At 47.0% G+C, this 13,323-nt stretch carries 11 protein-coding genes; 2 read left to right on the top strand and 9 right to left on the bottom strand.

Annotated elements, in window-relative coordinates; all coding sequences use genetic code 11:
- Nucleotides 1–3: 3 nt before the first annotated feature.
- From ACFQ0C_RS22725 to ACFQ0C_RS22745, 5 genes are all read right to left on the bottom strand, one after another.
- On the bottom strand, nt 4–669 hold the full coding sequence (locus ACFQ0C_RS22725) for a methionine ABC transporter permease (protein WP_258214739.1): 666 nt from the start codon (nt 667–669) through the stop codon (nt 4–6).
- Nucleotides 662–1,432, bottom strand: coding sequence for a methionine ABC transporter ATP-binding protein (locus ACFQ0C_RS22730; RefSeq protein WP_308862007.1), 771 nt, complete (start codon nt 1,430–1,432; stop codon nt 662–664). Before ACFQ0C_RS22730 ends, ACFQ0C_RS22725 begins: the two co-directional genes overlap by 8 nt.
- Nucleotides 1,433–1,466: 34 nt before the next feature.
- Complete coding sequence (locus ACFQ0C_RS22735) at nt 1,467–2,360, bottom strand: MetQ/NlpA family ABC transporter substrate-binding protein (protein ID WP_379369868.1); 894 nt, start codon at nt 2,358–2,360, stop codon at nt 1,467–1,469.
- A 78-nt stretch (nt 2,361–2,438) separates the two neighbouring features.
- Nucleotides 2,439–3,743, bottom strand: coding sequence for a homocysteine synthase (locus tag ACFQ0C_RS22740; RefSeq protein ID WP_379369870.1), 1,305 nt, complete (start codon nt 3,741–3,743; stop codon nt 2,439–2,441).
- Between the two features lie 67 nt (nt 3,744–3,810).
- Nucleotides 3,811–5,193: an LLM class flavin-dependent oxidoreductase gene (locus ACFQ0C_RS22745; protein ID WP_379369872.1), complete on the bottom strand. Its 1,383-nt coding sequence runs from the start codon at nt 5,191–5,193 to the stop codon at nt 3,811–3,813.
- Nucleotides 5,194–5,336: 143 nt separating this feature from the next.
- Between ACFQ0C_RS22745 and ACFQ0C_RS22750 the strand changes: the two genes are divergently transcribed.
- Entirely contained in the window at nt 5,337–5,825 is a 489-nt protein-coding gene (locus ACFQ0C_RS22750) for a GAF domain-containing protein (RefSeq protein ID WP_379369874.1), read from the top strand.
- Here the strand turns inward: ACFQ0C_RS22750 and ACFQ0C_RS22755 are convergent.
- From ACFQ0C_RS22755 to ACFQ0C_RS22770, 4 genes are all read right to left on the bottom strand, one after another.
- Nucleotides 5,795–7,183 carry an LLM class flavin-dependent oxidoreductase gene (locus tag ACFQ0C_RS22755; protein ID WP_379369876.1) on the bottom strand — a complete coding sequence of 463 codons (1,389 nt, stop codon included), beginning with the start codon at nt 7,181–7,183 and terminating at the stop codon, nt 5,795–5,797. The two genes, ACFQ0C_RS22750 and ACFQ0C_RS22755, sit on opposite strands and share 31 nt — an antisense overlap.
- A gap of 15 nt (nt 7,184–7,198) precedes the next feature.
- Nucleotides 7,199–9,505, bottom strand: coding sequence for an SfnB family sulfur acquisition oxidoreductase (locus ACFQ0C_RS22760; RefSeq protein ID WP_379369878.1), 2,307 nt, complete (start codon nt 9,503–9,505; stop codon nt 7,199–7,201).
- 94 nt (nt 9,506–9,599) lie between these two features.
- Nucleotides 9,600–10,769, bottom strand: a complete 1,170-nt coding sequence (ssuD, locus tag ACFQ0C_RS22765) for an FMNH2-dependent alkanesulfonate monooxygenase (protein ID WP_379369880.1) — start codon at nt 10,767–10,769, stop codon at nt 9,600–9,602.
- Between the two features lie 18 nt (nt 10,770–10,787).
- Nucleotides 10,788–12,260: a 4-hydroxyphenylacetate 3-hydroxylase family protein gene (locus ACFQ0C_RS22770; RefSeq protein WP_379369882.1), complete on the bottom strand. Its 1,473-nt coding sequence runs from the start codon at nt 12,258–12,260 to the stop codon at nt 10,788–10,790.
- Between the two features lie 384 nt (nt 12,261–12,644).
- On the opposite strand from ACFQ0C_RS22770, the gene ACFQ0C_RS22775 reads away from it, so the two are divergent.
- The gene (locus ACFQ0C_RS22775) at nt 12,645–13,256 is read left to right on the top strand and encodes a TetR/AcrR family transcriptional regulator (protein ID WP_379369884.1); all 612 of its coding nucleotides are present in this window, start codon (nt 12,645–12,647) and stop codon (nt 13,254–13,256) included.
- Nucleotides 13,257–13,323 lie beyond the last annotated feature (67 nt).

Here is a 13,323-nt window from a genome sequence, read left to right on the forward strand (position 1 = left end):
GCATTAAAGTCTCTTATCCAGCCTGCGAACGATAAAGTTCCCGGTAAATTGAAAAGCCTGAACGAAAATGACCATCAAAATAACCGTAAAGAACATAACATCCGTCTGATAGCGGTAATAGCCGTAACGAATCGCAAAATCTCCGATGCCACCGCCTCCGACCAGCCCGGCAACAGTTGAATAGGACAGAAAGCTGACGGTGATAATCGTAATACAATTGGCGATACCCGAACGAGCTTCCGTATAAAGCACCTTCCAAATAATTTGATAACGGTTCGCTCCCATCGACTCAGCCGCTTCAACAACACCACGGTTTACTTCCAGCAAGGTTTGTTCCACGAAACGGGCAAAATAAGGCACGGCATTTATAATCATAGGCACAGTGGCCGCGGTAGTTCCGAGTGCCGTACCTACCAATAAGCGGGTGATAGGTATAATGGCAATCATCAAAATCAGAAACGGAAAGGACCGTACCAGGTTAACCAAACCGTTAAGAATTAAGTAAAACTTCGGTGCTTTGACAAAAGAGCCCGGACGTGTCAAATACAGCAGTGTACCGAGCGGCGTACCAAAAAGTACAGCCAGCGGTATCGTAACAATCAGCATGTAAAAGGTTTCGCCCAAAGCCTCCACAATCTCCGGACCGGCATAGATGATATTATCAAACATAAGCCACCTCTCTTTTATCCAACACGATCTCATTCTTAAACAAAAATTGGGCAATATTGGACTTAGGGACAAATTTTGCATCATTCATCTCAAACTTCTCTACGACAACTCCTTGTTCCATAACCGCTACCTTATTGCAGATAGATTTGATAACATTCATCTCATGAGTGACGATAACGATCGTAATGCCAAGGCGTTCATTGATTTCCTTCAAAAAGGCCAGGATGCTTCCGGTTGTTGATGGATCGACAGAAGAGGTAGGTTCATCGCATAACAGAACCTTGGGTCGGTTGGCCAGTGCGCGGGCAATAGCCACACGCTGCTTCTGCCCTCCGCTCAGCTTGGCCGGGTAAGCTTTGGTCTTGTCCTCCAGCCCTACGATTCTCAAGCATTCCTCAATCCGCTGCTTTCTTTCACTTTTAAGAACTCCCGCAATTTCCAGTGGAAAAGAGACATTTTCGAATACAGTCCGGTTATTAAGCAGATTGAAGTGTTGAAAGATCATCCCTATCGACATCCGCGCTTTGCGCAGCTCGCTTTCGCTTAAAGCCAGCATATCCTGGCCATTGACGATGATCTTGCCGCTATCCGGCCGTTCCAATAAATTAATCGTCCGCAGAAGTGTCGATTTACCGGCACCGCTGAACCCGATGATCCCGTAAATATCTCCTTCATCAATCTGCAGGGAAGCTGAGGAGACCGCATTCAGCGGTTCTCCATTGGGAATTTGGAATACTTTATTCACATCTTGAAGCGTAATCACAACGCATCGCTCCTTCGTTTATTGTAAGCAGAGCTTACTTTTTATTTAGGCCATCGATAAATTCAATCGCATCCCCATACTTGCTCCGGTAAAATTCTTTTATCCGTTCGCTTTCATAAGCTTTTTGCAATACCTTCACTTTTTCCGAACCTACTAAATCTTTACGGACAGCAACGATACTTTTGTATGGCAAACCCTCACCCTTCTCCAAAGCAAGAGCATCCGTCTTGGGCTTGAACCCGATTTGTACAGCTGTTCCGGCAAACAGGAAGCCGACATCAACATCCTCTAATGTACGCTGCAGCATCAATTGATCCACTTCTTTAAATTTGTATTTATGGGGATTATCCGTAATATCTCTAAGCGTTGCATGGGTGACGCTAACTCCCTCTTTTAGCTTTAAACGTCCCAGGTCACGAAGCATGAACAACGCACGTCCGTTATTTGCCGGATCGACTGGAATCCCGAAGGTAGCGCCATCCGGTACATCCTCGATCTTTTTGTATTTTTTAGAGTAGAGTCCCGACGGCGTGAAAATCGTATAGAAACCACGAACAACGTTTTTCAACCCATGATCGGTTACAAACTGGTCAAAATAAGCCTCGTGCTGAAAAGAATTTGTATCCGCTTGGCCGTCGTTGACAATCTTGTTAGGCTGAATAATATCGTTTACGACCACCTGCTCCAGCACATACCCTTGTTTTTCGACTTCCTCCTTTAAGATTTTCACGATATCCCCGTTAAAACCGCTGTCGCTCATAATATGCTTGATGACTTTATCCTCTTTTTTGGCTTCTTTAGTTCCACCGCCCGCTGCCGATGTATTCGCCGCTCCCCCTGATCCTCCTGTGGACGCTGCCGGCTGCGTTCCGCATGCTGTAAGGAACAAAATAAAAGTTAATATGAATAACCCCAAAGATTTTTTCATGATTCTGATTTCTCTCCTTTTAATATTAATTTTTCGCATGGATTTACTTGGTATTGGATCACGAAACATCAAGCTCAACTAGACTGCTGCTGGTTGTTGGCTAACCGCTATAGCCTGCTCCAGATCATAAAGAATATCGTCAATCGCCTCTGTACCGATAGAAAGCCGAATTAACCCGGACGTTACCCCTGCAGCCGCTTGCTCCTCCTCGTTTAATTGCTGATGGGTCGTGCTCGCAGGATGAATAATCAACGATTTGGAATCTCCCACATTCGCCAAATGCGAGAACAGCTGAACGGAATGGATCAACCTTTTCCCCGCTTCAATGCCGCCCTTAATCCCAAAGGTAAGAATAGCTCCCTGTCCCTTAGGCAAGTATTTCTGTGCCAGCTTATAGGAAGGATGACTCTTCAGCCCCGGGTAGCTTACCCATTCTACATCCTCATGCTGCTCGAGATATTGAGCCACTTTTAATGCATTCGAGCTGTGCCGCTCCAGGCGCAGATGCAGAGTCTCCAGCCCCTGTAATAATAAGAAGGAATTAAATGGAGACAAAGCTCCCCCAAGATCCCTTAACAGCTGCACTCTTGCCTTAATGATATAGGCGAGCGGACCGACGGCCTCGGTATATACGACTCCATTATAGCTTGGGTCCGGCTCGGTTAATCCCGGGAATCTTCCGTTAGCCGTCCAATCAAACTTTCCTCCGTCTACAATCACACCGCCAATGGAAGTACCGTGGCCTCCGATGAATTTGGTAGCCGAATGCACAACAATATCAGCGCCATGCTCAATAGGACGCAGCAGGTACGGACTTGGAAATGTATTGTCTACAATAAGTGGAATCCCATTCTCATGAGCAATAGCTGCTACCGCCTCTATATCCAATACATCACCTTTCGGATTGCCGACCGTTTCCGCATAAAGGGCTTTGGTTTTATTCGTAATAGCTTTACGGAAATTTTCCGGATCGCTTGGGTCTACAAATGTAACATTAATTCCCAATTTACTAAGCGTGTTAGAGAACAAATTATATGTACCTCCGTACAAGCTAGCTGCTGAAACAATCTCATCACCCGCACCGGCAATGTTCAATATGGAGTAAGTGATCGCTGCTTGCCCGGAGGCTACGCCCAAAGCTCCAACTCCGCCTTCCAGTGCAGCGACCCGCTGCTCGAATACATCAGTAGTCGGGTTCATAACGCGCGTATAGATATTGCCGAACTCCTTCAGCGCAAACAGGTTAGCCGCATGCTCGGTATCGCGGAAGCCATAAGAGGTCGTCTGATAGATCGGTACCGCCCGGGAGAGAGTCGTTGGATCAATCTGTTGTCCTGCGTGTACAGCTAAGGTTTCCAGCGCTAATTGTCTTTCATTTGCCATTGTAACAACCTCTTTTCATTGGATTATTGGATTTGGATGATTGGCCTGCATTGCCACAGGTGTGATTTTAATGCTGATTAACAGACTGCCTTCTTACTTTTGCACCAGGATGATCTTCCGGGAGCCTGCTCTGACCTTGGCCAAACAGCTTTTCTCTAAGGGTGCCTTCCTCGTACTCCGTCTTATAAATCCCCCGGTTTTGCAGTTCAGGAATAACGTTATCGATAAACTCCTGCAAGCTTCCGGGGGTTATGAAGTGGGCAAGATTGAAGCCGTCAATCCCGGTCTCCTCCACCCAATGCTGCATTTGATCAGCAATGTCAGCAGGAGTCCCCACCAACACAGTTCCCCTTCCTCCAATCGTACCGATTTTTTGCTTCACTTCCCCTACGGTGAGCTTCTTTTCCGCATATTTGGTGAAATGGGCTGCCGTTGTTTGACCATGGTTAGTTGGCTTATATTCCAAAAACTCCAGCGGATCGTATGCATCCAGATCATAACCGCTTGAGCCGCCATATTGAGCCAATGCAGCGTCCACGCTCCACAGTCTGGAATATTCCTCGAATTTCCCCTGTGCTTCCTGCCGGGTGTCGCCTACGATCACGTTCAAACCCATAAACATCTTGATGTGATCGGGATTTCTTCCATATGCAGCTGCCTTTCTACGTATATCCTGTACGTAGAATCGCAAAGTTTCCACATTAGGCGCCCCAACAAACACACATTCCGCATGTTTAGCGGCGAACTCCCTTCCCTTCTCCGAGCTGCCGGCTTGATAGACGACAGGCGTTCGCTGTGGGGATGGCTCACTCAGATGGGGGCCTGGCACCCGGTAGAACCTTCCTTCATGATTGATTTCATGAACTTTCCCGGGATCCGTGTAGATTTTATTTTTCACGTCCCTGACCACTGCATCATCATCCCAACTGGCTTCCCACAGCTTGTAAACGACCTCCAGAAATTCATCCGCTCTTTCATAACGTTCATCGTGATCGAGCATGCCGTCCAAGCCGAAGTTTTTGGCGGCGCTGGGCAAGTAGGAGGTGACAATATTCCATGCCAGTCTGCCCTGAGTTAAATGATCGAGCGTCGACATCCGTCTGGCATGAGCGTAAGGATGCTCATACGTTGTAGTCACTGTGACAGCGAAGCCCAAATGCTTGGTCGCATAGGCCATTGCTGGTATAATTAATGCGGGATCATTCACCGGCACTTGCACCGCATCCCTCACGGCCGGATCGAAGCTTTGTTTATACACATCGTAGACACCAACCACATCAGCCAAAAAGAGCGCATCGAATTTCCCTCTCTCCAACAGCTGCGCCAGCTCCACCCAATAGCTTAATTCCTTGTAGCGATGCCGTTGATTGCCCGGATGCTTCCACAACCCATGTGAATTATGCATGGCGCTATTCATATCAAAGGCATTCAATCGAATTTGTTTACCCATAGGCTCTCCTCCTTACACCTAAAGTCTTCTAGAAAAAAAGACATAGCCATCAAGCTGATGTTATGTCTCCAGTCATCCGGTTGACATAATCATATTATTCAAATAGGATTAATATGAAATATTTATTTCAGGAGGTCAATTTCATGTTTCAACTTACAAATTACGAAGGCAGTCCAGAGGAACGGTACACCTTGCTGATTCGCCAATTGGAGCATCTTATTGAAGACGAGCCGGATCGCATTGCCAATCTGGCTAACGCCTCCGCTCTTCTTGGACAATTCCTGGAAACCATCAATTGGGTGGGCTTCTACTTGCTGAATGATGCCAATGAGCTGGTACTCGGTCCATTTCAAGGCTTGCCTGCCTGCACCCGCATTGCCTACGGCAAGGGGGTCTGCGGTACCGCTGTTGCGCAAAGACGAACGCAGCGTGTGAATGATGTCCACCTGTTTCCGGGTCACATCGCTTGTGATGCGGCTTCACGGTCAGAGCTCGTCATCCCTTTGTTCCGTCAAGATACCGTTATTGGCGTACTTGACATTGATAGTCCGGTTGAAGCTCGCTTCACCGAGACGGACCAATATTATTTGGAACAGTTTTGTCAGCGTCTAACAGCAGGTACCGCTATTTGACGGTAGGAAGCCGCCGGGTGGGCATTCGGGAGATGGGACGTACCACGGCCGAACAGCTTCTGGCGGTATGTTCCTTCCTCGTATTCTTCCTTGACCCGTCCGCGATTTTGAAGCTCCGGCACAACCATATCAATAAAATCCTTTACGGTCCCCGGCGTAACCACCTGTGCGAAATTTAAGCCATCAATGCCTGCCTCGTCTATCCAACGCTCGATTTCATCGGCAATTTCAATCGGCGTGCCGACTTGCATCCAGCCTCCCCCGAGCTTTCCAATCGATTCCTTCACTTCTCCGACCGTCCGCTTCTTCGTAAACTGGGTATATTGCGCCGCCCTTGTTTGATTTCCTTCCGTGGACATATATTCAAAGATTTGGTCAGGATCGAGCTTTGACAAGTCATACCCGCTGGACCCGCAGTACTGGGCTAATGCTGCTTCACTGCTGCGATACTGTTCAAAATTAAGAAATTTATCGCGTGCTTCCGCCGAAGTTTCCGCAACAATCGCCGAAAATCCTTTAAACATTAAAATTTGTTCGGGATTACGCCCGTAAGCCTTCGCCTGGGAGCGAATATCCTCTACATAAAAGCGGAGCGCCTCCGGCGTCTGTCCACCTATAAACACACATTCCGCATGCTTGGCAGCAAATGTTCTGCCTCTTACCGAGCTGCCGGCTTGGTAAATAACCGGAGTGCGCTGTGGAGAAGGCTCGCATAAATGCGGCCCCGCAACCTGAAAATGCTTGCCCTTATGGCCAATTTCATGTACTTTGGCAGGATCTGCATACATATCGTTGGCCTGATCAAATACAACAGCGCCCTCCCCCCAGCTCCCTTCCCATAGCTTGTAGCATACCTCCAAAAATTCTTCGGCGATTTCATATCGATCGTCATGCTTAATCATCTCATCCAAACCAAAATTTCTTGCTGCATTCGGCAAATACGATGTAACGATATTCCAGGCAACACGACCTTTAGTCAGATGATCCAATGTCGACATTCGACGAGATAGAGCAAAAGGATGCTCATATGATGTCGAAACGGTAACAGCAAATCCCAGATGCTTGGTCGCATGAGCCATCACCGGAACAATCAGCGCCGGATCGTTGGCAGGTACCTGAACCGCATTTTTCACAGAAATATCACGCGTGTCTTTGTATACATCATAGACACCGATAACATCCGCCAGGAATATCGCATCGAATTTCCCTTTTTCCAGAAGCTGCGCCAAATCGGTCCAATAACCAAGTTCATTATACTGTCTGCGCTCGTTGTCCGGATGCTTCCATAATCCGTGGGAGTTATGTCCTACACAGTTCATGTCAAACAAATTCAGCAGCAGTTTCTTCTTCTTTCCCATCTCGTCACTCCCTTTCTATAACCCTGCCTGATTGGGCGGCAATAAGCCGTTCAAATACCAATTGCCCACATGATGCAGCTTCCAGCGTACCGGGTCATGAAGCGTATGAATTCTTCCGTTCCTCCAATGCCGGTCCAAATTATATTTTTCATCCATGGAGGCAGTGCCCGCTACTTCAAACAAGGCGTTAGTGATGTCAATTACGACATCCGTAGCTACAGCTTTAGCTGAAGCAACCAACAACGAGGACTGTCCTGCTGTCTTTTCATTCAAGTTGCTTCGTGCCGTGTCGATAGCAGCGGCCGCTTTCTCCAGCAGCGCTTCTGCCGCCTGAAGCCGCACTCCGAGCTCCCCGAAACGTTTGATCAAATAGGGTTCCTCGGAAGCTCGTGCAGCACCACTCTGGATGGAGGGTCTTGATTTCTCGCGAACGAACCTCGATGCATCCTCGATAGCTGCTACAGCAATCCCTACATCCACTGCAGCATGCATGATCTGGGCAAATGCGCCAAAATATTGAGGCGCTTCGAACGTTTTCCAATGCGGGACTATATAAGCATCGGATACTTCTACATTGCTCAGAACAACACTCCCGCTTGCTGTTGTCCGCTGCCCTATTCCTGACCAATCATCGATTAACGTCAGTCCTTCCGCCTGTCGGGGGATAAATACCGCCACCCGCTTACCGTCGTCGTCATCGGCAAATACAGGTATCCATGGAGAGAACAAGGAGCCGGTACAATAATATTTCCTGCCGTTAACCCTCCATGTACCTTCCCCCGAGCTTGTAACGCGAGTGGACATTAATTTCCCCACACGAGCGCCCCGCTCAGCTAATCCGTTACCAAACTGCGCACCCTTCAACACTTCAGCGAAGAAATATTTCTTCTGATCCTCCGTCCCGTTCAGCTCCAGTACCTTCACAAAGAAATGATGGTTCTGCGGAATTTGCCCGATTGCCGCATCGGCAGCTGAAATGATCTTGAACACTTCAGCCAAGGTAACCGTCGTTACTCCCGGTCCCCCATATTCTTGGGGTACAACCATACTGAGCAGGCCGCTTTCCGCTAACTCCTTAATTTCATCAAAGGGCAAACGGCGATACCGGTCCCGATCCGAAGCGCCGGCGCGAATCTTATCCGCAAACTCATGCGCTATGTACAAAGCCTCTTCGTCCGACTGGATAAGCCTTGCCTCTTTACGATCCTCAAAATAACGGACGGGAACATCGTCTATCATAAAGGATGAAACACGGTCAGAGAGCGGGTTTTGCACCAATCCTGAAGCTATCAAAACTTGTGTGTTTGCAGAAAGCTTCCTGTCAACGAAATCATCGAGTATGAAATCAGACTCCATCAGCTCCTTCTTCAGGTAACTGCTTTTATACTTAGCTAGCAGGTCAAGATGCCATCGATCCAGAGTAAGAGGCAGTTGTTTAAGTAACGATCCGTCATAAGCGGTCTCAATCCGACTCTCGGGAATCCCCACTGCTTTGGCAGCGTAACGGAAAGCATCCTTCTGATGCTTATCCGCCCACTCAGCAGCCAATTGTAGGTGTGCCAGCACTCGCTCAGCTGCCTCCGGGTAAGATTGCATCCATGTAACAGATAGCGCGAAAGCGAACAGCCCGGCTTGCTCTGAATCGGAGTCTGAATCGAAGTCCGAAGCGGAATCCATATCCGTATCTAAATTGCTAATCGCAGCTTTTTGCCCCCAGCGGGGCAGACGCTCCCTCTCAAGCACCCGCGCCCCGGTGATCCGCTCCACATCATAAGCATCAGGTCCGAAAGAGATAATTGCGTCAACTTCACCTTGAAGCAAAGCTACTGTCTCACGCTGCGTATGATTCATTGTACCCGGAGGGAGGTGGACCCAACGGACATCCGATTCCAGCAATCCCGCCTGCTCGATAATTGCCGTAACCCGTTGGATGGCTTCAATCTTATGGATATCTGCACGATTATCCCTATCATAAGAAACACCTATAGTCATTCCCTTAAGATTTGGAATCGAGTTAATCCAGGAATCCGGACGAACCAGAATAAATGCCTTTGGCGTTAGTTGGTTTAAACCTACAATTGCAATCTTCTGTCCTCTGCTTAACGAATAAAGCGTACGTAAGCTGTCGCTATAATAAATGTCTGCTTCCTCTCCGGCAGGAGGTACTTCTAGCGCTTCCCCTTTCTTTAAATCAGCAGCGGGCTCCAGTCGAAATCCCAAGCTCTTTAAATCTTTTTGCATCTCACCTAATTGAAGGGCCAATCCCCAGACGCTCGGAATCTGCAAGCAATCATACCGAATTGTTTTCCATTCGAAAGGCATAACGATCCCCCTCCATTAAATTGTTATGAACGAAAAAAAGGAGACTCAACAGCTTTCCAGGCTGAAGGTCTCCGGCGATCCGGTAGATTTCCTGTTATTTAACACTGCTCACTGGCGTTTGGGAATCAGATGTTGTCGTCCCAGGCAGCTCATTATTGGCTATCATTTCTCCGAATGGACTGATGAAGGATGGATTATCAGCGTTTCGTGAGGAGCCCAGATTCAGCTTTGGAAACAGCAGCTCCGCTGTTCGGTATGCTTCTTCCAAATGAGGATAGCCTGAGAGAATAAACGTCTCAATTCCAAGCTCCGTATATTCTTTCATTCTTGCTGCTATGCTGTCCGGGCTGCCGACCAGTGCGGTGCCTGCACCTCCGCGTACCAATCCGATGCCTGCCCACAGATTAGGACTGATTTCAAGCTTGGAACGGTCTCCTTTATGAAGCTCAGACATTCTTCTTTGTCCTTCGGAATCCATTCGCGCAAAAATTTGTTGGGCTGCAGCAATCGTATCTTCATCCAAATGCTGAATCAATTCAGCAGCCGCTTGCCAGGCTTCCTCTTCAGTCGGCCTGACAATGATGTGCAGACGGATACCGAAGCGGAGCGTTCGCCCCTGTGCCTCCGCCAGCTTACGCATGCGGTTTATTTTTTGTTCCACCTGAGCAGGCGGCTCTCCCCAGGTCAGATACACGTCCACATGCTCAGCTGCGATATCCAGGGCCGCTTCTGAGGAGCCACCGAAATAAAGTGGAGGATAAGGCTTCTGCACGGTAGGATACAACACTTTTCCGCCTTTTACCTGCAAATGATCACCTTCGTAGTCCACATCCTCCCCCTCTAATTCTTTACGCCATATGTTTAGAAAATCATCCGTCAATTCATACCGGTCATCATGGTTTAAAAACACCCCATCACCAGCCAATTCAACCGGATCACCACCTGTCACCACATTTATCAGCAGCCTCCCTTTGGAGAATCTATCCAAGGTTGCCGTCATGCGTGCTGCTAATGTAGGCGACATCAATCCCGGGCGAATCGCAACTAAAAACTTCAAGTTTTCCGTGACCGGCACTAGAGTGGAAGCAACAATCCAGGCATCCTCACAAGATTTACCTGTCGGCAGCAGAACACCGCTGAATCCTAGTTCATCGACTGCTTGTGCGATTTGTTTGCAATAAGAATAACTGACTGCTCTTGCTCCTTCTTTCGTTCCCAGGTAACGGCCATCTCCATGTGTCGGAATAAACCAGAAAACTTCCATTCCTATTCATCCTCTCTCTTAGGTATAGGTGTAATTCCTCTTGGCTCCATATTTGCCCGCTTCTTTTAACAGCTTCCAAACAGGGTCGGTGAATGCTTCTTTATCGGATTTCACATATTGATTGGCGTAAGCTCGGACCGGATCTCCTGCGTAAAAGCGTTCATACAGCTCTTGTCTTGCCCCTAGCGGACTTCCAATCAAGTCCCAAGCAAGCTTGAACAAATGAATTTTTTTCTCTGCGCTTACAGAAGCTCCTTCGAAATACAAGTGCATCAGCTTGGATATCGGCCCGTAAAAATCCTCCATTCCCGATGGTGTCTGGACGAAACCTCCACCTCCTATTTGCTGCAATATTTCAATAGCGCGGGGATAAAACTTCGTTCCAATATTTCTAGCCGTATCAATAAAGGATATCTCAGGCACCAAGACTCCCGATTCGTCATATTTGGCCGCCGCTTCACTCGCAATGACAAGTGCTTTCATCGTATCCACCTGGGTTATCAGCTCACCCAGCTTCTCCTGGATATGTAAATATCCATTGACTCCAATCGCTTCGGCAATTGCAAAAGCAACCCCGGTTACAAATTCCAGCTTCGATACGTAACGGACTACAGTTTGATGGAAAGCTAGCGAATTAGCCGTCTTATTGGCCCGGAGCTTCAATACAGCCTCCGAATCTCCATACAAGAGGACCCTCTCCCAAGGAATAAACACATCATCGAAAAACAACACCGCATCCATTTCTTCATATCTGGAGCTTAATATATGATTTTGCTCCCTGCTATCCGCGAAAGACTCTCTGCACACAATATGCAATCCCGCAGAGTTTGCCGGAACAATAAGGATGTGGGCGTGCTTACGGTCTTTTTTATCGAATTGTAAAAAAGAAAATATAATGAAATCATGTGTATAGGGGGCTCCGGTAGCAATCATTTTCGCTCCACGGACTGTAATCCCATCACTTGTCTCTCTTACGACGTGCAGAAACCGTTCGGCAATCCGGTTATCATCCAGACTGACAGACCGATCAATTTGCGGATCCAGTATCGCTGTGGTCAAAAACAAATCCCGGTCTCTAGCATCCTGATAATAGGACGTGATCTTCGATTCAAAATGAGGATCCAGCTTACCCAATTGTTCCTTTGCTGCATACCAGCCAGTGATCATGGAGCGCCCGTAATCGGATAAACGGCTCATCATCCCATGGGTTTCTTTGGCCCAATAATTAAAAGCCGTACTTCTCTTAGACAAATCTTGTGCAGAATACGGCACCAAGAATGAGCTGTGCGCATAAGTGTCCCTTCCCGAAGGAGCAAAACCAATATGATCACGAACTGCCGGATCATCGAGTTGATTAAATAATCGTTTGATCGTGCCAAGCGTCCCTTGAAATGCAGGATGATCAGACAAATTATCCACTTTCGCCCCGTTTAACCATACATTCCGTCCATCAGCCAAACTCGAAATAAAACGGTCACCCCTTGTTGGCATACCCTCTCTCCTTCAACAACAAATCACATAATACCTATTGATAAAGTAGGTTTAATATGTTTATTATTATACTAATCTCGAAGTAATGTACAACCGATATTTTCTCCTTAAATGTTCTCTAAACAACAGTTTTCCTTGGATTTGTTGGTTATATTCGGTTTATTCAACATATACACGAATAGTGTCCTCAACTACAGAGAACGAAAGAAAACGTAAGAATAAACGTATACCCTTTATCTATCTTTCTTACATACAAACTCAAACACAATTATAAGGAGCTGCCAAACAAGGCAACACATTTCAATAATTAGTTGGTTATCATACAAAAGATGTATTTATGTTGTTTTATCTTTTTGATTCCGATCTCAAGCTTGGAGGTGTCAAATGATTCAGGATTCCCATTCCCCAGACCGTCGAATTCATAGAACTCGTTCAACCATCCTTGACGCATTCGTTTCTTTAATTTTTGAAAAGGGCTTTCCCTCCATTTCAGTAAAAGATATAACAGCTAACGCAGATATAAACAGGTCCACCTTTTACGCTCATTATCAGGATAAATTTGATCTGCTGGACAAACTTATAAAAGAAAAACTGGAGGAATTGTCTCATCTCATCCATCCAACCCCCTCAAGCCCCATAGCATATAGTGGAAATTTCGACGAGCCTGACCCTTTCTTCATCCTGCTGTTTACTCATTTAACCGAAAACCAAAGATTTTACAAGGCTATGCTTTTCAAGCTGGAGCCTGAGGTTTTTACGGTTAAAATGTACGAAGTAATTCGAGAAAGCTTCTATGCAAGGATCGCTAATATGAAGATGGAGCGAAAGCTGTCCGTTCCAATGGATATTTTACTTAATTATTCAAGTTCATCTGTGATGGGGGTCATCCTGAATTGGATTAATGACCCCACTATGTATACTCCCCACTACATGGCCTTGCAGCTCACTCGCCTTACTATGCTGGGGACCTATAGAACGATGGGGTTATTTGATTGACAAAAAAAGACTCCCGGCCTTTATCCCCCAAGAGGAGGCCGGAAGTCTCTTTCATTAATTCAGAAAA

The sequence above is a fragment of the Paenibacillus sp. GCM10027630 genome, from assembly GCF_042676305.1.
Lineage (GTDB): Bacteria > Bacillota > Bacilli > Paenibacillales > NBRC-103111 > Paenibacillus_S.